Below are 23336 nucleotides of genomic sequence, written 5' to 3' on the forward strand. Positions count from 1 at the left end.
ACTGGTACGTAATAAAGACGTTAGCAAGAATCTTCGAGATACTACAGGTAGCTCATTTGACGAAGCTATCGAACCTAGCATTTCCAGAAAGCCACACACAGCCCCGCTATATCCTAGTGTGGCACCTAGAGATATGGCAAAACTAGAAGCACTCGGTCTCGATAAACCAACAAATGGCTGGGAAAGCCATGCCGTATGCGCACAAACAGATCCAGAAGTATTCTTTCCTAAAAAAGGAGGTTCAACTAGAAAATCTAAAAATATTTGCCTAAGCTGTCCGGTACAAAAGGATTGCTTAGCAAACGCGCTTATACACAATTATGAACATGGTATCTTAGGTGGCAAAAGTGCTGGTGAGCGTCGCGCACTTAATCGTAAGGCTAAGGATATAATAGCTAAAAAAACAGACGGTCCTATATAAACTTACACACATGTATAAGCAGCGTACATTACTAAGAGAAGAGTTGTATTTTAGAATATATGACGTGTAGGCTTCGGCCTGCTTTATTGTCACCTATCCGGCACTATAAACTTTGTATATTAATGTGTAGGACTCTGATATTATGTAATTGCTATGTTAAATAATCTTATAAATGATACTTCAAAATCAAAATTAAACTGGCTACGGGCTGCAGTACTGGGTGCAAACGACGGTATTGTATCTATTGCCGGTTTGGTCGTGGGTGTTGCTGGGGCGACTTCTGATACAAATGTCATTGCAACTGCCGGAATAGCTGGGTTAGTAGCTGGGGCGCTTTCTATGGCTGCTGGTGAGTATATTTCAGTCAGCACACAACGTGACGCAGAAAAAGCCTATATTGCTAATGAAAAGAAAGAATTAAAAGAGCACCCTACTGAACAATTGCAAGAATTAACAAATGTTTATAAAAGCAAAGGCCTATCAACAGTAACGGCAAAAAAAGTAGCCAAAGAACTTACTGCCAAAGATGCTTTGCAAGCTCATCTAGAAGTAGAATTTGGTCTTGATGAAGATGATCTGACGAATCCTTGGCATGCTGCGTATGCGTCTGCGATATCATTTACTTTTGGTGGGTTAATCCCAGTAATTGCCATTCTAGCGACTCCGCAATCGGTCCGAATTGGTATTACTTTTATTTCTGTACTTATTGCATTAGCTTTAACAGGCTATTTAAGCGCGAAGATTGGTAATGCCCCAGTGCGGCGCGCTACAATTCGTGTCGTGATGGGTGGTTTAGCGGCTATGATTATTACGTATGGTATAGGTGTGCTATTTGGAGTATCGGTGGCATAGTATGAAATCTATTCGGCCTATTTCTGCCAAAGAGCTCTTTAGTGTACAAATGGCATTGATTATGGCAATTGTTCTACAAACGATATCTTGGGTGCTTAGCCCCAGTTTGCACTTTGGTCCGCAATACGTAGTGTTTGCAATAGAAATAGCACTCGTTACCATAATAGGTATCACTGCAAAGCGGCGCCATTTAGAAAATAATATATTTCACCATACGCTCTCTATTATATTAATTGGCATCATAACGGCCGCGAATATCAGTTCTTTAGTGCTCGTTTTAAATGAACTTATTCGTTCTGATCGCGTAATTGCTGGTTACGAACTACTTGCTTCTGCAATTGCCATATTTCTTACAAATATCATTGTATTTAGCTTATGGTACTGGGAAATAGATAGTCCTGGTCTTAGTGGTAAATCATGGACAAAAAACGATAAAGACTTTCAGTTTACGCAACAAGACTTGCCGCACGAATTTCCCGGTTGGCAACCAGTATTTCTAGACTACCTTTATCTTTCTGTCACGAATGCGGTGAATTTTGCTTCTGCTGATACCAAACCCCTTACTCTGCAAGCGAAAGGACTTATGGGTGTACAGTCGCTTGTTTCTGTATTTACGTTGGCATTGCTTATTGCGCGATCTATCAATATACTAGGGTAACAAAGGAGCTTATATGCAATTTTTTGGAGCGTTTACATTACTCGTTTTACCACTATTCTTAGTACTATGTATTAGAATGATTCAGCAAAGTACATTCAAGGATACTTTTATTGGTAAACTACTGATTGTGTTCTTTTATATAAATATTTTCTTGGCAATTGCCGTTGCATTATATCTTATTAGCTTAGTGTAAATAGTTTGGTATAATTGAATATATACGTTTTTTAGGTGACATACAAAATCGTAAAAATTAATTAACTACTTATTTTTTGTATGCCTACTAAAAAAACATTTATCTATTACGAAGTATTAGTCGCGCTACTTATCACGACGCTCATCGTGAGTAACATAGCAAGTGTAAAGCTTGTACAGCTTGGAAACCTAGTTTTTGATGCTGGTACAATATTATTCCCGCTTGCATATATCATTGGTGATATAATTACAGAAATTTATGGCTTTAGGCGTATGCGTCGGTTACTCTACATAGGCCTTGCGATGCTCGCGCTTACAACTGTAGTATTTGCTATTGTTCAGGTATTACCAAGTCCAGCAGACTGGCAAAACCAAGCTGCGTATACGGTGATATTAGGTGTTGTATGGCGAATCGTTTTTGCCAGTATGGTAGCGTTCTTTGTTGGCGAGCTACTGAATAGCTACATTTTGGCAAAACTAAAAATAAAAACAAAGGGCAAAAAATTATGGAATCGTTTAGTAAGTTCGTCTGCCATTGGTAGCTTGATAGATACCATTATTTTTAGTGTACTGGCATTTGGGGGTACCATTAGTGGGCAAACAATGGTGCAACTTATAGCAACTGTTTATGCGATAAAAATAGTAACAGAAATTGCCCTGTCACCCCTTACTATGAAGATTATTACCTACCTAAAGAAAAAAGAACGTTTAGACACCTTTGAAGAACCCAAACTCGGGTTATATAACTAGTTACTACTAGAATTACACACCCGCAAAGTTCGGCACAGCATTGCCGTAGTAGCGGTGTAAGAATGCTTTTTTTAGCTCAAAAAATGTATTATCTTCTATACTACGGCGGATTTCGTCTACAGTACGCACCACGAAGCGTTCGTTATGAATGCTAGCCAGTGTGGCGCCTAATATTTCGTCGCTTTTAAATAAATGGTTTATATATGCTCTGCTGTAGCCATTGCAACTATAACAATCACAATCATTTTCTATTGGATCAAAGTCTTTGGCAAACTTGCTGTTGGTTATGTTTATGCGGCCATCTTTGGTATAGATGGACCCATTGCGGGCTTGGCGGGTTGGTGCAACACAGTCAAATGTATCTACGCCATACTCGATACCCAAAAACAGGTCTACGGGTTGTGCACCCATTCCTAGTAAGTGACGTGGCTTGTCTTCTGGCAATGTTTGGTTGGTCCACTTAACAACTGTGGGGATTTCGCCTGGCTCAAAGACTCCGCCAATTCCATACCCATCAAAATCTCTGCTTACCATAAAGTTTGCGCTTTGCTTACGTAAATCTTCGTGCCGAGCACCTTGCACAATACCGTATAGTGCTTGTAAAAATTCACCATTTTTAGCGTGTTCAGCATTTAGTTCTTTGTGACGGATCAGGCACCGCTCTGCCCAGGCGTGTGTGCGGTTAAGCGAATCTATTATGTAGGTACGGTCTGCCAATGGCGCTGGGCATTCATCAAATGCCATATGAATATCTGCACCAATTTGATGCTGTAGCTCCATAGAGCTTTCTGCCGTCATCATCAGTTTTTGACCGTCTATATGGCTTCTAAAATGTACACCCTTTTCTGTTACCTTTGCTAACTGATCAGCTGACTTTTTAGCTGCCTCTGCTTCGCCTTTTTGGCTGTGGGCAACTTTATCTATACCTTTTTTATAGGCAACACCCAGGCTAAATACCTGAAACCCCCCACTATCGGTAAATGTTGGTCCGTCATAGTTCATAAATGCACCTAGGCCACCTGCCCGTTGTACCACATCTGCACCTGGCCGCAGCATAAGATGGTAGGTGTTGGCAAGAATAGACTGCCCGCCGAGATCTTTAACTTGTTCTGGGGTGAGTGCTTTTACGGTAGCTTTTGTGCCACCTACAATAAAGGCAGGCGTTTGTATAGTGCCGTGGGGTGTTGCAATAACACCCGTTCGCGCTAACGTGCCTTTGAGCCGTGATGTAATTGTAAACGTTAAAGCTGTCTTCATAATCAACCACTATTGTAACAGATAAGCAGAAGTCTCATTCACTAATTGACAAATATGGTATAATATATCGTTAGAAGTGGCACAACCCGGTGCCCTTAGATCTTTAGGGAGGTAAAATGGTTTCTGTCAGTCCACTGACAAATGCCGTCAGCGACAACATCGACAAGACAATCCAAGACTTGGAGGCTGGAACTTCGCCTGCTCTCGCAATTCAAGGATTGCTAATGCGAGATGTGCAAGCAATGTTCCACGGAGGGCCAGAACAAGGCCTTCATTTCGTGGATGCGGCCAATGCATGGTTCGGCGACCCGAAAAGCTCGGTCGCAACGACGTACGAAGATATGCACGCCGCATACTTCGACGGCTGGATGCTCATTGCCGAAGCAGTTGGTCGCCGTTTCATCGACGAGCACAAGGCAGAGGCGGTGACGTTTTCACAGACTGCACTTGCCGAAAACGTCGTCATGCAAGTAATCAACAAGGTGCTGGAGCTGGAAGATGCCGTAATTTACGGCGCTGAAGTAATCTCAGCATACTTCATTGCGGTCACCGAGCCTGCCTAGGGTCAAGGGTGGGGCGCGTTAGGACTTTACCGTCCTGACCGCCCCACCCCAACCACCATTTGTCTGGTGGTTTTTTTAATACTAAAAATCTACAACAATACAGTCTTCGCATCCGTAGCATATACCATTTATACTATAAGTAGCTATGTGAGTACTTTGGCAAAAACTGCTAATTTAATTTACAAGCTGCATGACAAGATGTTTGCACACTCACTGATAGCCAATTGGCTGTTAAGCGTCCCTACAAACACCATATTCATTTGTTGCAATGGTTAGCGCTAGCGAGCTACGAACGGTACGCAAGCGTAATGATCATCAACATTTAGATAGTAACCCTATAACAGCTACCATGTTTTGATACGCACCTTGGTTGCTAAAATGCGAAACTTTCGTTCTATACATACAGATATATTTCACTCTACTATCGCATTTTTAACAAACCAATCTATCACCTCAAAATTACGGTATTGTTATAAGGTTACTATCGCCTCCAATCCCGTTCGGCTTTACAAAACTTTAAAGTCTGGAGACAAAGAATATGGCTAAAACTATATTAAACCAAAAAGTCGATGTAACGGCTTTGTACTTTACGAACAAAAATGGGCAACTCAAGAGCTTTCCTAAGCGTATTGAGTACGACGGTGGACATCACCAGTTTGTAGAATCTGGCTTGCAAATGCTCGTGCAAACAACAAGTGGTGTAATCCGAATTTTTGAAATGACTGATGGTCATAACAACTTTCACCTCCGCCAAAACCCACAAAAAGACTGGACGCTCGTAGCTACCTACTAGCTGCAAGCTCTTGTATAAAATCGTCGCATATTTATGCGGCGTTTTTTATTTTGATGACAAACAATCTATAGTATATGCATGGAACCAAAGCTAATCGCCTTTGATTTAAACAAAACGCTCATTAGAGAAAATTCTTGGCTAAATTTAAATATAGCAATGGGCGTTTCGACAGCAGAAGATGACATTCTCGTGCGATGGTCCCAACAGCGCATAATCACCGATGCTATGGGTCAGCAAATACTATGTGAAATTTATAAGCAACGTGGTGATATATCATACCAAGCAATTTGGAAGATACTGTCAAATTACACATACGTGCCACACGCAAAAAAAGTGGTTGCTTTACTACAAAGTAGAGGATATAGCGTTGCTTTAGTTTCTGGCGCCATGGATATTTTGGTTAAAGCGGTAGCCGAAGAATTAGACATCAAACATTGGCGCGCGGCAAATACATTTATATTTAATGAATTTGATATGTTACAAAGAATTGACTCTGTAAAAAATGATGCACATTATAAAGCAGAAATGCTTTTAGAATTATGTAATGAACTACAATGCACACCAAAAGAATGCCTTGTGGTTGGTGATGGCGCAAATGATATAGAACTATTTAAACTAACTGGTAATGGTGTCACCTTTACTGGGTCAAATATTAAGCACGAGGCAAGGTATATAATCACTGGTTTAGATGAAATTCTAGACATAGTGGTATAAGTAAGATGCTATAATAGCCGTAGCATAAAATGGGTGGAGCTAAGGATATTAAATGGCAGTTTCACCAGAAGACCTTTTTTCATCAACAAAAATAATTGTAAGATCGTTGCAAACACGTAATCCTTTAAAGAGTTCTATGCGTGGTGGGCTGTTATATCTAGCCTATGTTTTAGTGGCAGACATGTCGGAGTCGTTAATGCAAGACGATGATGAACGTGGAGTAGAGCGACTAGGACGTATTGATACATTAGCTATAGGGTGGGAACATATAGCACAACGACTAGACTATAAAGGTAGAGAATTTCACGATGCAACGTCTGCTGACGCCGCAGAAATGCATTATACGCTGGCACAGGGTTATGCACTTGGTGTACACGATACCGGCGAAAGAAACGAAACTAAAATTACACATTTAGCATTTATGCTTGGTGAGTATGTTATGCATGTAACAAAACCAACTATATAATGAGCATACTATCACCGTAGCTGAGAAACTTGTAGTTAGATTCTACGGCGTGTTCATAAGCTTGCTTTAGATTTGGCCAGCCAGCAAAGGCAGCAGCCAGCATAAGCACAGTACTTTTAGGGGCATGAAAGTTTGTGAGTAATGCATCTACTATCTTAAATTTGTATCCCGGGTACATAAAAATATCAGCTTCACCGGTAACATCGCCGGGCTTTTGCTGCATAATTTGGCTATGACAGTATTCAAGGGTGCGAGTAATGGTAGTACCAAGCGCAACAACACGATGATTATTACGTTTGGCCGTCTGGATGGTTGCAATTGTCTCTTTGGGCAATTCAAAATATTCTTTATGCATCACATGGTCTTCGACGTTATCTGTACGGATAGGCATAAACGTGCCTAACCCAACATGAAGCGTTGCGTATACCACATGAATGCCCTTGCTTTGTAAATTTGCTAAGGTATCATCTGTCATATTGAGGCTCGCTGTAGGTGCCGCGACAGAACCTTGTTCTTTTGCCCATACAGTTTGGTAACGTTCGGTATCTGATTCTTTTACATCCCTGTGGATATATGGTGGCAGTGGCACAGAACCATACTGCTCTGCCACGTCAAGTAAGTCCATACTACTTTGCACAATCGCCAAACCATCACCCAGAATTTTATTAACTGTTATCGTGGCTTTGCCCACAGTAAGTACATCGCCTACAGCTAGTTTTCTACGGTACATTATTTTATGGGTGTGCCAGTCATCATTAATACCATGCTTTTCTAATATTATTAATTCGCGCTTTGCGCCATTTTGCTTAGTGACGTTCAAGCGGGCTTTTATGACTTTTGTGTCATTTAATACAAGTACATCACCGTTTTGCAAATAGTCTACAATATCGCTATATTTTTTATCTTCTATCGCGCCACTTTTTTTGTGCAGCACTAATAAGTTCGATGTGCCTCTGATTTTTACTGGTTGCAATGCTATTTTATCTTCTGGTAAGTCGTAGTTGTAATCAGAAATTTTCATACTAGGTAATAGTAACAGATTAGCGCTATAAATAAAGCCCCGCAGTAAACGGAGCTATATTTCGTTATGTGCTTAATACTATTTACGTCGCTTGGTAGTTTTCTTTTTTGCAGATTTTTGCGGTAAAGAACTAATATTACCGAGCACAAATAAGGTAGCCGCTACAGCAGCAGCTGCAAGTAGTCCAGCCCCGGCAAGTAAGACGATTTTAGCTACAAAACCCCATCCGTAGGCATTCAATAGTGTGCCGCGGAGTGTTTCGCCCATGAATATAGTCAATCGTTGCTCTGCTAACTTTTCACCCTCTGGTGTAGATTTTTGTTCTGGCGTTAACGCCTGATACTGACCAGATACTTCTGAGTATGTCTGCCCGTTAGCTATTTTTGCGATGTGCCCTTGTATGTAGCTCGCAAAGGCCTTGGCTTCATCGCCCGTATCTACAGTAGCTTCAGCATAACTGACTAGATCGTCTCTCCCCTGCGCAGTAAGCGCTTCGCTAGAAGGGAAAGTTATTTTTTGATCTGCTAGATTTTCTTTCACAAAATTAGACGCATAGACACCTCCCCACAGGAGTAATCCGCCTGCAATGGCGAGTACAAGTGCCGCTGTAAAAAATATTTTTTTCATATAGTTTATATTTTCTTACTTATTGATTGCTATTAATGGCAAGTATACATAAGCGTTGCTCCGTTGTAAATACAGCTTACTTTCCTAGAATATAAGGCTTATCAGCCACGCAATGCTTAGAACGAACATAGATACAAAACTTGCTATTAACAAAGATATAAGCGGTATAAACACTGGTACTTTTTTTATCAGGGCGACTACAAATGCAAAGATTGCAAAAATAAACCCAAAAATTGGAATAATACTAAACACTAACGATAAAAAGCTTATACTCCAGGCGAAGGCAGATATTTGCTTTGTTTTTTGGGAAGATTCACGGTACTGTTCTTTATAATGAAAGCCGTCTGGCTGGTGGATGATTTCAGCTTCAGGTGGATTTTTTGTCATAGTACTACCTATTATACCCTACGTAGTGGGTATTGAGCCAAAGGCAATGCGGTCTAGGACAATTCCTTCCATACCCGTCATATTGCCCGGAATAAGCGTAAACTCGCCATACCTGTCGTTGATTGTATCCGAAGCATCAGCCAAGTTGTAGGTATCTAGACGTGTACCAGCAAACAGGGTTTGTTGGCGTGGTGTGCTGGCGGTAAGTTTATAGACAGATACACCAATTTGTGTGACGTTCGTCGGGATGGTGGCTTCGTTGAGTAAGCGCTGGGCTTGCATATAAATGTCTTGGCTGGCGTACAGGGTACTTTTAGAGTGGCGCCCCTTAGCCCAGTGTGCATAATTGGCAAAGCGTAGCCAAAGGTGTACACCATGGGCACTGTAATTATTTTTACGCATACGCCGGCCGGTTTTTTCGCATAATTTTGCCACAATTTTAGAAAGTTCTTCCCTGCTGGTGGTCTTTTTACTTAAGGCGTACTGGTGGCCAAAGGTTTTTGTACCCCACGTTACGTTGTCTACCTCCCAGCCACGTAAACGAGCATACCAATCATACCCAACACGGCTTTTAAAGACTCGTTTTGCTAAAAAATCGGGGGCAGCTTGGGCAAATTCGGTTGGCGTAAAAATGCCTGCTGCTTGTAAGCGAGCAGCATACCGAACATTAATGCCAGTAATGTCGGTAAGAGCCATGTGCTGATATACGGTTGCTACGTTGCGGGCGGTAATAGTGTCTAGACCATCTGGCTTGTTAAGCCCGGCCGCTGTTTTTGCCCAAAACCTGTTGGTACCAATACCAACATTTACCGTTACATAGCTCCCAAGACTATCTCTTATATCTTGTTTAATGCGTTGGCCAATGGCTTGTATGGTGGTGCCGGTACGCAGTTGCGGGCTACCCTGAAGATCGAGTACAAATTCGTCAATACTTTTGGGGGTGACACTACTGGTGTAGCGCAGCAGCACATTTTTAAAACGGTTGTGCGCATCGCGGTACTTACTGGGGTCTGGCATGCGTACGCAGACATCAGGCGCCAGTAAGCGTGCTTCTTGTACGTTTACTCCAATTTTTATTCCCTTGGCCTTGGCTTCGTAGCTGCTCGCAATAACCATGCCACGTGGCGTGTCATAGGCAGCAATAGCCACCGGCTTATGGCGTAACAGCGGGTTTGCCTGTTGTTCTATAATTGCAAAGCAACTATTAAGATCAATGTGCATTGTGGTTGGTGGGTTGTGATTATAATTATTCTGCATATTGCCACGGTTGTTATACTAGATATATGAAGTCGTACGAACAAGGCTGCTTAAAAGACTATCCCGTAGAAGATGGCGAGTTTGCCAAACAGTGCGTGCACGTGGGCTGTAATTACGAAGAATTTCGTAAGACAGACCAACAAGATGGCGGTGAAATACACGTCTGCATAATTGGCCGGCTTGGCCACTGTGCTCACCCTGCAGATATCGCCAGCTAGTCGGCGTTGCCATCGCTTACCTCTTCTAGCGTCCAGTGCAAATTATCGGTATTAAAATTAAGCCGAAACCACAGGCTTTGTTCACTGTCTACAAGTTCAAATATATGGTGGCAGATCTTGCCATCGTATACCTTGTGGTGGTAGCCAATTTCGCCTACCGTGTAATCTTTATTTTGCCAACTGATGGCGTACGGTTGAGCACGCTGATTACGAGCATTGTAAAACGATACCACGCTTATTTCTTGGTTAATTTTAGATTTCATACATATCCTTTAGAGTTATCAGTTTTAAGACACACATATACGTAGTGCCAAGGAGCCTTCAGCTATTTACTAAACGCTCACGACGAAATATTATTAACGTATGTGCGGACGGTATACATTGTATGGCGATGACCACTTGGTAGAGCGGTTTAATTTGGCTACACAGCCGTCTTTTGTAAGTAAAGATAGTTACAATATTGCGCCCCGGCAGCGTTTGCCAATTATATATACAGACGATTCACAACAGCGCACGGCCCAATTAATGCAATGGGGGTATATTCCACCTTGGTCAAAAGATGTAAAAAAAGAAAGACGACCCATTAATACACGCGCAGAAACTGTATTTACAAGCCCTATGTGGCGGAGTGCTGTCGCACATCACCGTTGCTTGGTGCCTGCAAGGGGCTTTTATGAATGGAAGTCAGAAGTCACAGGTAAACAGCCCTACTATATTACGCCAAAAACACACGATATATTTGCCTTTGCGGGGATTTATAGTATTTGGTACGATGCCGAACACCACCCGCTATATACGTTTTCTATCCTTACAACGCACCCCAATGCCCAAATGGCCAAAGTGCACGATAGAATGCCAGTTATACTACTGCCAGAGCAAGAATCTGCTTGGCTAAACCCTACGTACCGCGACCAAGAGCAACTGGCGGGCTTGCTTGAACCGTACAAGGATAATGGCTTAGAGATATATGCAGTTAGCTCAGAAGTGAATACGCCTCGTAATAACCGTAAAGAGTTACTAGAGCCTCTTCTTGCCTCTTGAGCGTTTGGTATATATCACGCGTGTAAAATAAATCGTTTATGCGGAGGAATCTGCTTTTTTAAGCAAAAGCCCACATATAACTACTTTTATTATAGTACTTCATAGCTACGCTATTCAAATTTCTTATATGTACGCGCGGCAACCAGCCCCAGCACGAACAAAACACTAACCTACACAGATGCACAACCCTGTAAAAAGTGGTGTTTTTTATTGGGTTTTGACGTAGATAGTTGATGGGTGGGTACCGGTAAACGTAATGGTGCCATTGTTAAGAGTAGCGCTTTGGGCATCTAGGTGCGGCGTATTATTAATGGCGCTTTGGGTACCAGCGCTTAAAACTTGTTGGGCGATTTCTGGCGGGACGCTGTAGCGGCCAATTTGAGCTTCTTGCACACTAAGCTGCAGTTGATTATTCGTAACAGAACCCGAAGCTTTAATGTAAATAGGTGCATTATTAACTAGCTTTTTACCCCACCCTACTGCTGTATCAATATCGCTTTGGCTATAGCCGACTCCGCCTATGTAGCTGATAAATTGGGTAATGTAGTCTAGCTGCAGATTACCGGCAATTTCTACGGTGCCATCTGTAAGCTTAACCTGGGCATTTTTAATAGGCATCCATAGCCAGCCTGATTCATTAATTGCTGCTGTTAGTTCTTCTTGGCTGACCACTTGGTTATTTACGACCACAGGGTCTGCAAAAACGGTCTTTTTGGCTGGATTATCTGGGCTTACTGGCGCGTTAGCATAATTTTGCAAATTAGTTTGAGTTTTGGTTAAAAACGCTTGGTAGTCTTGTGGTGTATAGGTAACACCTAGATCTTTAGCTTTTGTGGCACCCATAAGCGTAGATACACCCGGCACAAGCCCAAAATAACCAGCAATAAGTACCGGCACACCAATGACAATAATGAGCCCAATTGCTAAACCAATAAAAACATTCCTGCCTGTGTGGCTCTTTTTAGTCTTTGTTTCTGGTTTTGGTTCTTCTTGGCTATTACTTGTTGTAGATTGACCAGATTCTTCTTGCATAACACGTTCTCCTTTACTTTTTATTATACGCCCGTTGTATAGACCAAATACAGCTAAAATGAACCTAAAACTAGACATAAGTTTTATAATATGATATAGTATATATTATGGAAACTGAAAGAAATTATTTTCGAGTAAATTTACTGCCCGAAGATGTCACTTCTTTAAATAGTCTCATAAAAATGGTCTGCACAGCAAAAAAACATCCTTACAAATACAGGCATATAAAAATTGATGTCCCGGGTAATTTTGGAATGGTTGATACAAGTCAGATTACAATGTACGGTAGCGGTTATAGTAGTAGAGATATTACATTATTAGATGCAGGGAAAGATGATGACTCGGCAGACAGTGGCTTGATGAGCTGTATGCTAGAATCTCATAGAAAAAGCGGTCATGACGCTATTATCGATTACGACTGGAAAAATAAAGAGGCAAAATTAATTCCTGAGTCCGAGCCTTGGCATTACGGCATGGGTGAATGTCTTGTCGAGAGATATTTTGATAGGCGCTATCATGATGCTGTTAAATATATGAATGACTCTACGGCGAATCAGATTGAAGATCTTGTTGGTGAACAAGACGAGAAATTATCTCCTTTTGATATAATTACAAGACTAATCCAGCACGATAACGCAGCTGTTACTGTAGAACAGTTTTTTAGCGCAGATTATACTGGTGAGCGTTTGAGCCATCACGAACCAAAAACGCATAATCAGGCTCAACTTCGTTTAATTGAATATCTTAAAGGCACAAAAGCCCTAAGCACAAACTTTAAATTGGGTATATTTACTTTATTAGCTGTGGCTGACAATGAAGACGCAGTTGATCTTGCGTATGTTTTATCTGCTAATTATGATAGCCAGCACGATGAAGTGCATGACTTGACTTTCGAGGCTAGTATTCAAGCGCCTCTAGCAATAACCAGAATCCCAAGAATTAGCCCTTTCTGGGAATTTGGTGATGCAATTGCAAAAATTGGCTATTAAATTCATTACATAAGTATGGCTTTTATACGGCGAACACCGGCAGAACTTGCTTGTTCTTTGGTGATTTTAAACACTTTACCATCATCTGCTAATTTGCCGGTATGCGTCACGTGTGGGCCACCGCAAATTTCGCGTGAGTAATTATCGCCATCTGGGTCACCAACAGTATAGACCTTTACCGTTTTGCCGTATTTATCACCAAATGCACCCATCACACCATTCGCAAGTGCTTCTTTGGTTGATTCTTCGCGCCATGACATTGGCCAATCTTTTTTGATTTGTTCGTTCACGATTGCTTCTATTTGTGTAATTTGTTCTGGAGTTACTTTTTGATCGTGGCTAAAGTCAAAACGTAAACGTTCGGCAGTGATATTGCTACCACGTTGCACTACGTGGTCACCCAACACAATACGCAAAGCCTTATACATGAGGTGTGTGGCTGTGTGGTATTTTGTTGTAATTTCTGAGTGGTCAGCCAAACCACCTTTAAAGACACCTTTCGCAGCAGTTTGGCTACGAGCTTTTTGTTCTGCCATAAATCTATCAAATTCTTCTGTGGCATCAAGCGCAACCGCGACATCTTGCTTAAAAGCTTCTTCTTTGGTGAGTTCTACCGGAAAGCCATATGTGTCGTATAGCTTGAATATAATCGCACCTGTTAATAAGCCACCGCTCGTTAGTTTGCCGAATTCTCTTACCCCACTGCGGAGCGTTTGGCGGAATACCTTTTCTTCACGTGCTAACACTGCAATTATTTGTTCGCGATTTTGGGCGACTTCTGGGTAATCGTCGTGGTATAAATCGGCAATGGTTGGTACAACTTGCTCTAAAAAGTTTTGCTCTATGCCAAGTTCGAAGGCGTAGCGGATGGCTCTACGCAAAAAACGGCGTATCACGTAGCCTTGAGTTTTATTGCTTGGCACTACCCCGTCTACTGCTAAAAAGGTTGCCGCACGTAAGTGATCAGCAATCACGCGCATGGCGGTACTGTGTTGTTCGTACTTTTTGCCACTTAGCTGTTCTAGCTTTTGTATAATTGGCCACAGCAAACTTATTTTAAACATATCTCCGCTGCCTTCAGAAGCAGCAGCCACTCGCTCTAAACCACCACCAAAATCTACGTTAGCTTTTGGTAGTTCGCTAAAACTGCCATCGTCATTTTTGATGTACTGCATAAATACAGAGTTACCAATTTCCATAAACCTACCACAATCGCAATTAGGATGGCAGTGCTCACCATACGACGTGTCATGTTGTATGTGGCTAAATTCATAAAATACTTCGCTGTCTGGGCCCCCCGGCTCACCGGCAGGCATGTTTGCAGGTACACCAGCCCGGCTCCACCAGTTCTTTTTTGCATCATAGTAAAAGATTCTTTCATTTTGTTTTATGCCGCGCTTGTAACCGTCTTCTTCAGAACCAATATCTGCAATATTTGCCGTAATATCTTTACTTTTAAATAGTTCTACCCACAGCTCGGCCGATTCTGAATCTTTTGGAACACCTGCTGCGCTGTCGCCTATAAACGCTGTAACGTACAGTTTATTTGGGTCTAGGCCAACAATATCTACTAAAAATGCAAAATACCAGGTGAGTTGGTCTTGCTTAAAGTAATCACCAAAGCTCCAGTTGCCGAGCATTTCAAAAAATGTAGTGTGGCGGTTATCGCCGACTTCTTCTATGTCTTCTGATCTAAAACATGGTTGGCTATCGACGACTCTGGTACCACTAGGATGTTGCTCGCCAAGTAAGTATGGTAGTAATGGCTGCATCCCACTCCCTGTAAACAGAGTGGTTGGGTCATTTTGTGGTACTAAACTTGCCCGTGGAATTATGGTGTGTCCATTTTGCTTGGCATACTCTAAGTAGGCTTTTCTAATGTGTTGTGCTGTCATATTACCTATTATTTTACAGAGGTTCTAAGGCATATACAAGCCGTTGTTAAAAGCCATATTTGCAGACGTAGAGTTAGTATTTAACTGTAACTATTCTATTAAAGCGATAAAATATAACGTTCGCAGGTTTAGTTTAATAATATGAAAAACCCCGCTGGTAGGGATTGGTCCTTATGAAAGGACACGTTCCTGCTAGCGGGGTGTTGCACTCTGGAACCACAGAGGCATGGGCTTATTTAGTGTCTTAAGCTTGACGTAAGTGAGTGTGGGGAGGGATGAATTTGACCTTTTAGGTCGTGAGCTTTAGGCATTAGCTCATTCATCCCTCCCTTTTGTGAGCGGGCGCCTAACCCCGGTCTCAGTACGCACCTTTTTATGGGTGCTTGTAGGGTGAAGTCGTTGTTACTTAATTGACGCCAGCCGCGTCACTTCACCCTTGCTGGTCTACCCCTCGCTATTACGAGGGGTTACTTTAGGAGAACCGTTTGTACACTACACGTTCGTAGTGGGCGTCCAGCAGCGCCTTAGTATCCCCTGCTGGTTGTACTACTTATTTTACCTTTAAGGCTGCTGCCTCTTGGGTATTTATAATAATAGCACAAAATTAGTATAAAGTCAACAAATATGTACGGGGTATGCTGCTAGGTAACGTGGGGTTGGTTTTGCTTTGGGAGGTAGAATGTTACTACATACCACAGTAGCGCACCAATAAGCAGGTACGCAAATGTAGACGCTACAGCTGGGTCGCTATGTTTGGTATCTACTGCAGCGGCGTAATCTACAGCAGTAAATGGTTTTTCTGCTGGTATTTGATCTGTAGGTAAGCCTGTAGCTTTACTCGCAACCTGATGTTCGTATGGCAATTTAACAGAAACATTAATGGGTAGCGAGTAAATGCTTGTATCCACGCCAAATGTCATATGTTCTGTGGTGGTGGCAAGGCTAAAATAACCCTGTTGCTGGCTAATAACGGGGCGTGGTTTGATAGGCCCGTCATGTGTGGGTTGTGTGAATGCCCCTCCCGATGCGTGTACAGAGCTGCTGATAGTAATGAGCATAAAAATTAACAGACCAATAAATACACTAATAATTCCAATCTTGGTGATTTGTACGTTCTTATTGGTATATAACGATGTCATGATACGTTAGCCACTATGTGAATTTTCGTTTAATTACTTGATAGTTGTTATTATGCGCTCTTTAGCTTATTCGTCAATATTTACTGATACAGATGAAATAGCTTGGTAATTGGCGTACAATAAAGATAATGTTCGAAAAACTAACAGTCACCCTACCAATACATGCTGTATTACAAACATATAAACGTGCGTATATACGGCGTGATGTAATTGCTGGAGCAACAGTAGCAGCAGTGGCCGTGCCACAAGCCATGGCGTATGCACAGTTAGCTGGTGTTAATTTAACAGCTGGTTTATACGCAGCCATGGTAGCAATGGTGGTGTATGCAATTATGAGTTCATCGCGCTACGTAATTATGGGTCCAGATGCGGCCATGGCAGCACTCGCTGGGGCAGCCGTTATACCACTTTCTGGTGGCGATGCTAACAGAGCTGTCGCGCTGGTTGCAATATTGTCGTTCTTTATTGGCTTAGTAAGCATTATTAGTGTGATTGCACGCATTGGTTTTGTGGCTGAGTTTTTGTCACGGCCAATACTATTAGGTTACATGGCAGGTCTGGCACTTGTAGTTATTGCCACGCAGTTACCAAAAGTATTTGGCATACCAGCACCGGTAAATACCAACTTTTTAGGTTCGATTGTGTATTTGTTTACGAATATCTCACAAACGCACATCCTGACACTTGCACTCGGCGGGGTTACCTTGGCGATAGCTCTATTACTTATGAAAGGCTTTAAGCGCCTACCTGTCAGCTTGCTGATACTGATTATTGGTACTTTTTGTTCATGGGCATTTGATTTTGCGAGCAATGGCGTTGCTATCGTTGGTAGTATTCCTATTGGCTTACCTGTACCCGACCTGCCGTCTATTGAGTTATATGATTTGCAAAACCTAATTATACCAGCAATGGCGATGATGTTGATTGCCTACGCCAATACTATTGCAACCGCGCGGTCGTTTGCATCTAGGAAAAAAGAAACAGTGAGTTCTGACCAAGAACTACTCGGGCTTGGGCTTTCTAATGCAGCGTCTGGCATTTACGGTGGTATACCAGTGTCTGCAAGTGGTGTACGCACAGCAGTAAACTATACAAGCCGTGCTAAAACGCAAGTTTCGCAACTGTTTGGTGCGCTATTTATTGGTGTGGTACTTGCGGTGTTATCACCAATGTTACAGTATTTGCCTATAACAATGCTGGCGGTCATTATAATTTTGGCGGTATTGCCTTTGTTTAACGTAAAAGAGTTACGTTCTATTTGGCATGCATGGCGTAGTGAAGCAGTAGTCGCTGTAGTAACAATGCTTGGAGTTGCCACGTTAGGTATTTACCAAGGCTTACTATTGGCAGTGATGCTTGCAATACTTAATACATTGCGCAAAAGTGCCTTCCCTAACGATGCAATTCTTGGTGTTGCAGATGACGGATCGGTCCGCGATATGCACCGCCCACCCAAGACACATGAAGTGCCAGGGCTTAAAATGTATCGTTTTGATGCACCTCTATATTTTGGCAATGCCACGTATTTTCGGCACCGGGTACTGCAAATTGTAGATGAATCTAAAGAGCCTATTCACTGGTTTTTATGGGATGCAGAAACAATAACTGCTATAGATTCTACGTCTGGGCAAATGCTTCTAGGGCTCATAGACGAGCTAAAATCACGTAAAGTAACCTTTGCGGTTGCGAGGATGAAAGGGTCTATAAGAACAATTGTGCATCGTTCGCACCGCCTAAGTAGCACGCTACAGCATTCACCACACTATACATCTATTGGCAACGCTATAGAGGCATACCGGCAAGAATACAATGTGCCACGTGCGTACGATGTAAAATCAGAAGATAAATCAACCTGATATTACCGTATGAGTCTAAAGAGTTGCTATACTGTAGCTAAATGCAAACAGAAATAGCCTCATTGTTAACGCTTATTGCCGTCTTAATTATTGATATTGGCGTCAGAGTTTTTGCCCTTGGTGTGATTCCTAATAACAGAAAGCCATCAGAAGCAACGGCATGGTTACTGGCGGTCTTTTTCTTCCCGCTTCTTGGCATACTTATATTTCTTGTTTTTGGCCATAGTAAATTGTCTAAAAAAAGACGCGCCAAGCAGCTTTCTATTAATAACCTCATTTATAAAAATACACTAAATAAAGTAGCAATTGCAGAAGAAAACTCACCACCAAACTGGTTTATGTCTATAGCGACGCTTAATTCAAACCTAGGAGCTATGCCACTTGTCGGTGGCAATGACGTTGGTTTAATACAAAATTACAAACAGTCTCTTAAAGACATGGTCACAGCAATAGATGCTGCGAAAAAATATGTACATGTAGAGTTTTATATTATGTCGGTAGATAACACTACGAAAGATTTTTTTGATAGTTTACGGCGTGCTCAAGAACGCGGCGTAGTAGTACGGGTTATGTTTGACCACATAGGCTCATTGCAGTACCCAGGCTACAAAGACATGCTGTCGTTTTTTGACCAACATGACATTAATTACCAGCTGATGTTGCCCATTAAACCACTGCAAGGTAAGGTGCAGCGGCCAGACTTACGCAATCACCGTAAAATTCTTGTAGTTGATGGTGTGGTGGGCTTTATGGGCTCGCAGAATATTATTGATAGCAGTTACAACAAAAAGAAGAATATTAAACGTGGGCTTCATTGGTTAGAACTGATGGTACGTGTGGTTGGCCCTGTGGTGTATGAACTTGACGCTATTTTTGCAGGAGATTGGTATGCCGAAACAGATGAACTGCTTAAAACGCACATTGTTTCTATAGGTAACCCGGTTGTAGATAAAGGTAATATAGACTGCCAAGTAGTGCCAAGTGGCCCTGGTTTTGAAGGCGAAAATAACTTAAAACTATTTACATCACTTATTTATGCAGCCCAACAAAAAATTATTATTGCCAGCCCGTACTTTGTACCAGATGAATCAATGCTCACTGCTATTACAACAGCTGTGCAGCGTGGCATACATGTAGAACTGTATGTATCTGAAATTGGCGATCAACTAATGGTGTATCATGCGCAACGTTCTTACTACGAAGCGTTATTAAAAGCTGGTGTACACATATATATGTATAAATCGCCTACCGTATTGCACGCCAAGCATTTTACGGTAGATGATGCGGTAAGTGTGCTTGGCTCTAGTAATATGGATATGCGTTCATTTAATTTAAATATGGAAATATCGCTGCTTATTTATAGTAAAGAATTTGTGCAAGCCATGCGACGCGTAGAAACATCATATAAGATTAAAAGTCGTCAACTGCACCTTGATGCATGGCTGCATCGGCCACTCCGGGATAAGTTTGTAGATAATGTTGCCCGTCTTACGTCATCGTTACAGTAAGTATTACGTATACTTACACACGCTCTATAGCTTGAGAATATGCTTAGAACTACGTATAGTACCAGAGTACTATGATAGCAGTATCAGACCAAGAATTTGAAGCATACGTCACTCAGTCTATAGACAGGCTTCCCTCCCCATACAAAGAAAACATTAAAAATATTGCTTTTTTTGTGACAGACGAACCAACAATGCAGCAACGCAAGCGCTTAGGGTTGCGTCCGTGCCAATCTTTATACGGCCTTTACGAAGGCGTTCCATTACCAGCCAGGAATGGTAATGATAGTAATTTACTGCCAGATACAATTACTATTTTTAAAATCCCACACGAACAGCACGCCAACAGCGAGCAAGAATTACGCCTGCAAATAGCCAACACAGTGTGGCACGAGGTAGCACATTATTTTGGGCTAGATCACGCGCGGATACATGAACTAGAAAATAAACTATGAACAATAAGCCAATCTTTTTGCACCATTATGGCGATATACGCGAAACTATATTTCAAACGATTGAAACGCTATTTAGGCAGTATAACCATGTACACGTTGCACCAAATTCTGGGTACAGTTTTGTATTAGCACATACACACCACGATACAACAGCCTTAGAACTATGTTCTATTGGCTTAGTAAGGCTACCGACTGGCGTGTTAATTGAAACTGCTTTTCCAAACCAACCAAAAGTGCATAATCGCGTGTGGATGATAGACGCTAATTTTGGTCAGATAACCTATATAGAAATTACCAATCCAGACTTACGACACAGCAAAGAGCTATTGTTTGGTGATCCAGATAATAATGCCTTAGAACTCCATGCTATGCCAAGCGATTTACGTTTGTTACAAACTATTCTTACAACTGCCCTCAGTGCCATAAAAAGTACAAAATACATAGGGGTATCACAACCTATGAATATGCAGTATATGCCACTACTCACCCAATAATTGCAAGTACTGTACTGTACGGTAAGCAGACGCTACAGGTGGTGTATATGCGCTACCTGTAGCGTCGGTTTACGTATTGTGAATACTATAATTAGATACTCAGCATTACTTAAGTTTTATAGAGTGTACTAGTAGGTGCCAAGCAAAAGCGAAAGGAGCTACTATATGGCACTATCAAGCAAAATGAAAGGCAGTTTACTAGCTGCGGGGGCGATTTCTGCTGTAGCAGTGGGCGCAGGGTCTGTTGCATCAGCCCAAGGTGGCCCAGATGGAACGCTCGTAGATAAAATTGCAACCAAATTTAACCTTAATAAAGATGAGGTTCAGGCAGTGGTTGATGAAAATCGTGCAGAGCACAAGGCAGAACGTGCTGCAGAGGTATCGCAGAATCTGCAGACGGCAGTAGAACAAGGTAAAATAACTGCTGAGCAAAAGACACTCTTAGAAAGTAAAATGAAGGAGAACCAGACAGCCCGCGAAGCCGAAATGACGGCATTGCAAGAATGGGCACAATCGAACAATATTGATATGCGCTATGTAATGGGTGGCGGTCGTCACGGTGCTAACCTTGAAAGTGCTGTAAAGAGTGGCACTATAACAAGTGAACAGAAAACGCTTATTGAGCAGAAACGCGAAGAGCTGGAAAAAGCTCGTGATACAAAGCGAGATGCTATGCAACAGTGGGCGAAAGACAATAACATCGACACACAATATATGCGAATGGGTGGCTCTGGTGGACACAAGGGTGGGCCTAGAGAGTAACGTATATACTACATAGCCGTAACCACTATATACACCGCTCTATCTTAGGGGCGGTGTATGTTAATAAATCGTAAAATCAGCTAATATTCAGTTAATTGATTACAATAGTATATATGCGAATACTGATAGTTGAAGATGAACATAAAATTGCCAATGCCATAAAACGCGGACTCGAACAGCATAGCTATGCTGTAGATGTTGCATATAATGGCGATGATGGAGCTTCTATGGCTATGAGTGAACCATACGATTTATTTATTTTAGACAGAATGCTGCCTGGCGATATAGACGGGCTTGGTATCGTAAAGCAAATAAGAACCGAAAATATTCAAACACCAATATTAATGCTCACGGCTAAATCTAGAGTTTTAGATAAAGCAGAAGGGTTAAATGCCGGTGCAGATGATTATTTGGCCAAGCCTTTTGCATTTGTTGAACTTATCGCACGAGTACGCGCCCTACTCCGTCGCCCTCAACAAACCATTGATACAACATTAATATACGATAATTTGACACTAGATTTGCAGGCGATGCAAGCCGCGAGAGCACAAAAACCTATAGATTTAACAAGTAAAGAATATGCCCTGCTTGAATATTTTATGAGAAATCCAGATAGAATTGTGACGAAAGATCAAATCATACAACATGTATGGAATTATGATGCAGACATCTTGCCGAATACCGTGGAGGTGTATGTCGGCTATTTGCGCAGTAAAATAGATAAACCTTTTAGTAGCAGCGCAACCCTACTACATACGAAACGTGGTTTTGGCTATTATTTTGGGGTACAACAGTAGTATGCCTTTTGCACTCCATAAAGGATCAATACGCTTAGCTGGATTGTACCTTGCTATTATTATGTCTATTAGCATATTCTTTAGTGTTACAATTTATAGCTTGTCTATTAATGAGCTCGGTAGAGGGCTGCGTGGACCAAGAAGTGTGATTGTACGCCCTGTCGGACCGGGATTTTCTGAAGAAATAAAAAACGACATTTTACGTGAACGCAGTGTACTCTATACAGAAGCAAAAGAGCGGGTTTTGGCGCGGCTTATTGTAATAAATATATTTATTCTCATAGGTGGCGGTGCCCTAAGTTACTATTTAGCAGTCCGAACGTTAAAACCTATAGAAGAAGCCCACGAAGCTCAAAACCGCTTTACAGCAGATGCCAGCCATGAACTCAGAACACCGATTACCGCTATGCTAACAGAAAACGAAGTTACACTAATGGACCCCAAGCTTAGTCTGCAGGATGCCAAACGTCAGCTCGCAAGCAATATAGAAGAACTGCAACGATTAAGCGCCTTGTCTGACGGGCTAATGCGCATTGCTGGGCTCGAAAACAGAACACTCCAAAAAATGGATGTTTCACTGCAAGATATAATAGATAATGCTATTCATAGTATACAAACGGTAGCATCAGCTAAGTTTATAGATATCGATAAACATCCAAAAAAGAGTAATGTTACAGTTCATGGCGACTCTTTCAGTTTACAAGAAGTGTTTACTATTTTGTTGGATAATGCGGTTAAGTACAGCAATAAAAACACAAAGATTTCTGTGAATATACAAAAACATCAGAACGAAGTTACTGTAGATGTAGTAGACAGAGGTATGGGAATACCTGCAAAAGACGTTCCTTATATATTTGATCGTTTTTACCGCGCAGATTCGTCACGTACGCACCAGTCGGTGCAAGGGCATGGGCTTGGCTTGTCAATTGCAAAAGACATTATTACAAAACACGGTGGGACGATTTCTGTTAAGAGTACTCCAAAAAAAGGAAGCGTATTTAGCGTACGGCTCCCTTTGGTTAAAGACTAAACAGCCGTAACCTACTGAAGTTTATGAGCAAATCGTAAGATTGTTTCATTACAAATCATCATAACAGAGGTTGATTGTACGATAATTTTTGCTACAATATAAGTAAATGATACTAATAAAACTGCGCTGTAAATCATCGCCTATAGAAGGGTGTGTTCGGATATA

General features: G+C 41.8%; 28 protein-coding genes. 19 read left to right on the forward strand and 9 right to left on the reverse strand.

Annotation, left to right across the window (positions count from 1 at the left end; all coding sequences use genetic code 11):
* Positions 1–133: 133 nt before the first annotated feature.
* The 5 genes from H6795_01030 to H6795_01050 all read left to right on the forward strand — a co-directional run bounded on the left by H6795_01030 (position 134) and on the right by H6795_01050 (position 2873).
* Positions 134–421 (forward strand): WhiB family transcriptional regulator, encoded by a 288-nt coding sequence (locus H6795_01030; protein MCB9817106.1) that lies wholly within the window; start codon positions 134–136, stop codon positions 419–421.
* Positions 422–574: 153 nt separating this feature from the next.
* Positions 575–1273, forward strand: a complete 699-nt coding sequence (locus tag H6795_01035) for a VIT family protein (GenBank protein MCB9817107.1) — start codon at positions 575–577, stop codon at positions 1271–1273.
* A gap of 1 nt (position 1274) precedes the next feature.
* Entirely contained in the window at positions 1275–1931 is a 657-nt protein-coding gene (locus H6795_01040) for a hypothetical protein (GenBank protein ID MCB9817108.1), read from the forward strand.
* Positions 1932–1944: 13 nt separating this feature from the next.
* Complete coding sequence (locus H6795_01045; protein ID MCB9817109.1) at positions 1945–2124, forward strand: hypothetical protein; 180 nt, start codon at positions 1945–1947, stop codon at positions 2122–2124.
* 80 nt (positions 2125–2204) lie between these two features.
* Complete coding sequence (locus H6795_01050; protein MCB9817110.1) at positions 2205–2873, forward strand: queuosine precursor transporter; 669 nt, start codon at positions 2205–2207, stop codon at positions 2871–2873.
* A gap of 12 nt (positions 2874–2885) precedes the next feature.
* Here the strand turns inward: H6795_01050 and tgt are convergent, their stop codons facing one another.
* A complete protein-coding gene (gene tgt, locus H6795_01055; protein ID MCB9817111.1) occupies positions 2886–4130 on the reverse strand; it encodes a tRNA guanosine(34) transglycosylase Tgt in 1245 nt (414 codons plus the stop codon).
* 116 nt (positions 4131–4246) lie between these two features.
* Here tgt and H6795_01060 point away from each other — a divergent pair, with 116 nt between their 5' ends.
* The 4 genes from H6795_01060 to H6795_01075 all read left to right on the forward strand — a co-directional run bounded on the left by H6795_01060 (position 4247) and on the right by H6795_01075 (position 6666).
* A complete protein-coding gene (locus H6795_01060; protein MCB9817112.1) occupies positions 4247–4693 on the forward strand; it encodes a hypothetical protein in 447 nt (148 codons plus the stop codon).
* A gap of 538 nt (positions 4694–5231) precedes the next feature.
* Positions 5232–5486, forward strand: a complete 255-nt coding sequence (locus H6795_01065) for a hypothetical protein (protein MCB9817113.1) — start codon at positions 5232–5234, stop codon at positions 5484–5486.
* A 78-nt stretch (positions 5487–5564) separates the two neighbouring features.
* Complete coding sequence (locus tag H6795_01070; GenBank protein MCB9817114.1) at positions 5565–6200, forward strand: HAD-IB family phosphatase; 636 nt, start codon at positions 5565–5567, stop codon at positions 6198–6200.
* 52 nt (positions 6201–6252) lie between these two features.
* Positions 6253–6666: a hypothetical protein gene (locus H6795_01075; protein ID MCB9817115.1), complete on the forward strand. Its 414-nt coding sequence runs from the start codon at positions 6253–6255 to the stop codon at positions 6664–6666.
* On the opposite strand, the gene queA is transcribed toward H6795_01075, so the two are convergent.
* The 4 genes from queA to H6795_01095 all read right to left on the reverse strand — a co-directional run bounded on the left by queA (position 6659) and on the right by H6795_01095 (position 9958).
* Positions 6659–7687 carry a tRNA preQ1(34) S-adenosylmethionine ribosyltransferase-isomerase QueA gene (gene queA / locus H6795_01080; GenBank protein MCB9817116.1) on the reverse strand — a complete coding sequence of 343 codons (1029 nt, stop codon included), beginning with the start codon at positions 7685–7687 and terminating at the stop codon, positions 6659–6661. The genes H6795_01075 and queA overlap by 8 nt on opposite strands.
* A gap of 78 nt (positions 7688–7765) precedes the next feature.
* Positions 7766–8314 carry a hypothetical protein gene (locus H6795_01085; GenBank protein ID MCB9817117.1) on the reverse strand — a complete coding sequence of 183 codons (549 nt, stop codon included), beginning with the start codon at positions 8312–8314 and terminating at the stop codon, positions 7766–7768.
* Positions 8315–8398: 84 nt separating this feature from the next.
* Positions 8399–8701 carry a hypothetical protein gene (locus H6795_01090; GenBank protein MCB9817118.1) on the reverse strand — a complete coding sequence of 101 codons (303 nt, stop codon included), beginning with the start codon at positions 8699–8701 and terminating at the stop codon, positions 8399–8401.
* Between the two features lie 18 nt (positions 8702–8719).
* Positions 8720–9958 (reverse strand): hypothetical protein, encoded by a 1239-nt coding sequence (locus tag H6795_01095; protein ID MCB9817119.1) that lies wholly within the window; start codon positions 9956–9958, stop codon positions 8720–8722.
* A 26-nt stretch (positions 9959–9984) separates the two neighbouring features.
* Here H6795_01095 and H6795_01100 point away from each other — a divergent pair, with 26 nt between their 5' ends.
* Positions 9985–10176, forward strand: coding sequence for a hypothetical protein (locus H6795_01100; protein MCB9817120.1), 192 nt, complete (start codon positions 9985–9987; stop codon positions 10174–10176).
* Here the strand turns inward: H6795_01100 and H6795_01105 are convergent.
* Complete coding sequence (locus H6795_01105; GenBank protein ID MCB9817121.1) at positions 10173–10439, reverse strand: hypothetical protein; 267 nt, start codon at positions 10437–10439, stop codon at positions 10173–10175. The two genes, H6795_01100 and H6795_01105, sit on opposite strands and share 4 nt — an antisense overlap.
* Before the next feature lie 100 nt (positions 10440–10539).
* On the opposite strand from H6795_01105, the gene H6795_01110 reads away from it, so the two are divergent.
* Entirely contained in the window at positions 10540–11217 is a 678-nt protein-coding gene (locus H6795_01110) for an SOS response-associated peptidase (GenBank protein ID MCB9817122.1), read from the forward strand.
* Between the two features lie 207 nt (positions 11218–11424).
* On the opposite strand, the gene H6795_01115 is transcribed toward H6795_01110, so the two are convergent.
* Positions 11425–12249, reverse strand: a complete 825-nt coding sequence (locus H6795_01115; GenBank protein MCB9817123.1) for a hypothetical protein — start codon at positions 12247–12249, stop codon at positions 11425–11427.
* Positions 12250–12503: 254 nt separating this feature from the next.
* Here H6795_01115 and H6795_01120 point away from each other — a divergent pair, with 254 nt between their 5' ends.
* Positions 12504–13238, forward strand: a complete 735-nt coding sequence (locus tag H6795_01120) for a hypothetical protein (protein ID MCB9817124.1) — start codon at positions 12504–12506, stop codon at positions 13236–13238.
* Positions 13239–13243: 5 nt separating this feature from the next.
* On the opposite strand, the gene H6795_01125 is transcribed toward H6795_01120, so the two are convergent.
* Both H6795_01125 and H6795_01130 read right to left on the reverse strand, forming a co-directional pair.
* Positions 13244–15133: an alanine--tRNA ligase gene (locus tag H6795_01125; GenBank protein ID MCB9817125.1), complete on the reverse strand. Its 1890-nt coding sequence runs from the start codon at positions 15131–15133 to the stop codon at positions 13244–13246.
* Between the two features lie 641 nt (positions 15134–15774).
* Positions 15775–16272 (reverse strand): hypothetical protein, encoded by a 498-nt coding sequence (locus H6795_01130; protein ID MCB9817126.1) that lies wholly within the window; start codon positions 16270–16272, stop codon positions 15775–15777.
* Positions 16273–16400: 128 nt separating this feature from the next.
* On the opposite strand from H6795_01130, the gene H6795_01135 reads away from it, so the two are divergent.
* From H6795_01135 to H6795_01165, 7 genes are all read left to right on the forward strand, one after another.
* The gene (locus tag H6795_01135) at positions 16401–18128 is read left to right on the forward strand and encodes a SulP family inorganic anion transporter (GenBank protein ID MCB9817127.1); all 1728 of its coding nucleotides are present in this window, start codon (positions 16401–16403) and stop codon (positions 18126–18128) included.
* Positions 18129–18169: 41 nt separating this feature from the next.
* The gene (gene cls, locus H6795_01140; protein MCB9817128.1) at positions 18170–19636 is read left to right on the forward strand and encodes a cardiolipin synthase; all 1467 of its coding nucleotides are present in this window, start codon (positions 18170–18172) and stop codon (positions 19634–19636) included.
* Between the two features lie 71 nt (positions 19637–19707).
* Positions 19708–20088 carry a metallopeptidase family protein gene (locus H6795_01145; protein MCB9817129.1) on the forward strand — a complete coding sequence of 127 codons (381 nt, stop codon included), beginning with the start codon at positions 19708–19710 and terminating at the stop codon, positions 20086–20088.
* On the forward strand, positions 20085–20582 hold the full coding sequence (locus H6795_01150; GenBank protein MCB9817130.1) for a hypothetical protein: 498 nt from the start codon (positions 20085–20087) through the stop codon (positions 20580–20582). Before H6795_01145 ends, H6795_01150 begins: the two co-directional genes overlap by 4 nt.
* A 165-nt stretch (positions 20583–20747) precedes the next feature.
* On the forward strand, positions 20748–21344 hold the full coding sequence (locus H6795_01155) for a hypothetical protein (GenBank protein MCB9817131.1): 597 nt from the start codon (positions 20748–20750) through the stop codon (positions 21342–21344).
* A gap of 113 nt (positions 21345–21457) precedes the next feature.
* Positions 21458–22141: a response regulator transcription factor gene (locus H6795_01160; protein ID MCB9817132.1), complete on the forward strand. Its 684-nt coding sequence runs from the start codon at positions 21458–21460 to the stop codon at positions 22139–22141.
* A gap of 1 nt (position 22142) precedes the next feature.
* Positions 22143–23171 (forward strand): HAMP domain-containing histidine kinase, encoded by a 1029-nt coding sequence (locus H6795_01165; GenBank protein ID MCB9817133.1) that lies wholly within the window; start codon positions 22143–22145, stop codon positions 23169–23171.
* Positions 23172–23336 lie beyond the last annotated feature (165 nt).

This window comes from Candidatus Nomurabacteria bacterium, from assembly GCA_020631975.1.
Lineage (GTDB): Bacteria > Patescibacteriota > Saccharimonadia > Saccharimonadales > CAIOMD01 > JACKGO01.

Excerpts from the sequence above, each read along its gene's own strand:
- H6795_01030 (MCB9817106.1), top strand. The coding sequence starts at position 134 with ATGGCAAAACTAGAAGCACTCGGTCTCGATAAACCAACAAATGGCTGG.
- H6795_01035 (MCB9817107.1), top strand. The coding sequence starts at position 575 with ATGTTAAATAATCTTATAAATGATACTTCAAAATCAAAATTAAACTGG.
- H6795_01040 (MCB9817108.1), top strand. The coding sequence starts at position 1,275 with ATGAAATCTATTCGGCCTATTTCTGCCAAAGAGCTCTTTAGTGTACAA.
- H6795_01045 (MCB9817109.1), top strand. The coding sequence starts at position 1,945 with ATGCAATTTTTTGGAGCGTTTACATTACTCGTTTTACCACTATTCTTA.
- H6795_01050 (MCB9817110.1), top strand. The coding sequence starts at position 2,205 with ATGCCTACTAAAAAAACATTTATCTATTACGAAGTATTAGTCGCGCTA.
- tgt (MCB9817111.1), bottom strand. The coding sequence starts at position 4,130 with ATGAAGACAGCTTTAACGTTTACAATTACATCACGGCTCAAAGGCACG.
- H6795_01060 (MCB9817112.1), top strand. The coding sequence starts at position 4,247 with ATGGTTTCTGTCAGTCCACTGACAAATGCCGTCAGCGACAACATCGAC.
- H6795_01065 (MCB9817113.1), top strand. The coding sequence starts at position 5,232 with ATGGCTAAAACTATATTAAACCAAAAAGTCGATGTAACGGCTTTGTAC.
- H6795_01070 (MCB9817114.1), top strand. The coding sequence starts at position 5,565 with ATGGAACCAAAGCTAATCGCCTTTGATTTAAACAAAACGCTCATTAGA.
- H6795_01075 (MCB9817115.1), top strand. The coding sequence starts at position 6,253 with ATGGCAGTTTCACCAGAAGACCTTTTTTCATCAACAAAAATAATTGTA.
- queA (MCB9817116.1), bottom strand. The coding sequence starts at position 7,687 with ATGAAAATTTCTGATTACAACTACGACTTACCAGAAGATAAAATAGCA.
- H6795_01085 (MCB9817117.1), bottom strand. The coding sequence starts at position 8,314 with ATGAAAAAAATATTTTTTACAGCGGCACTTGTACTCGCCATTGCAGGC.
- H6795_01090 (MCB9817118.1), bottom strand. The coding sequence starts at position 8,701 with ATGACAAAAAATCCACCTGAAGCTGAAATCATCCACCAGCCAGACGGC.
- H6795_01095 (MCB9817119.1), bottom strand. The coding sequence starts at position 9,958 with ATGCAGAATAATTATAATCACAACCCACCAACCACAATGCACATTGAT.
- H6795_01100 (MCB9817120.1), top strand. The coding sequence starts at position 9,985 with ATGAAGTCGTACGAACAAGGCTGCTTAAAAGACTATCCCGTAGAAGAT.
- H6795_01105 (MCB9817121.1), bottom strand. The coding sequence starts at position 10,439 with ATGAAATCTAAAATTAACCAAGAAATAAGCGTGGTATCGTTTTACAAT.
- H6795_01110 (MCB9817122.1), top strand. The coding sequence starts at position 10,540 with ATGTGCGGACGGTATACATTGTATGGCGATGACCACTTGGTAGAGCGG.
- H6795_01115 (MCB9817123.1), bottom strand. The coding sequence starts at position 12,249 with ATGCAAGAAGAATCTGGTCAATCTACAACAAGTAATAGCCAAGAAGAA.
- H6795_01120 (MCB9817124.1), top strand. The coding sequence starts at position 12,504 with ATGGTTGATACAAGTCAGATTACAATGTACGGTAGCGGTTATAGTAGT.
- H6795_01125 (MCB9817125.1), bottom strand. The coding sequence starts at position 15,133 with ATGACAGCACAACACATTAGAAAAGCCTACTTAGAGTATGCCAAGCAA.
- H6795_01130 (MCB9817126.1), bottom strand. The coding sequence starts at position 16,272 with ATGACATCGTTATATACCAATAAGAACGTACAAATCACCAAGATTGGA.
- H6795_01135 (MCB9817127.1), top strand. The coding sequence starts at position 16,401 with ATGTTCGAAAAACTAACAGTCACCCTACCAATACATGCTGTATTACAA.
- cls (MCB9817128.1), top strand. The coding sequence starts at position 18,170 with ATGCAAACAGAAATAGCCTCATTGTTAACGCTTATTGCCGTCTTAATT.
- H6795_01145 (MCB9817129.1), top strand. The coding sequence starts at position 19,708 with ATGATAGCAGTATCAGACCAAGAATTTGAAGCATACGTCACTCAGTCT.
- H6795_01150 (MCB9817130.1), top strand. The coding sequence starts at position 20,085 with ATGAACAATAAGCCAATCTTTTTGCACCATTATGGCGATATACGCGAA.
- H6795_01155 (MCB9817131.1), top strand. The coding sequence starts at position 20,748 with ATGGCACTATCAAGCAAAATGAAAGGCAGTTTACTAGCTGCGGGGGCG.
- H6795_01160 (MCB9817132.1), top strand. The coding sequence starts at position 21,458 with ATGCGAATACTGATAGTTGAAGATGAACATAAAATTGCCAATGCCATA.
- H6795_01165 (MCB9817133.1), top strand. The coding sequence starts at position 22,143 with ATGCCTTTTGCACTCCATAAAGGATCAATACGCTTAGCTGGATTGTAC.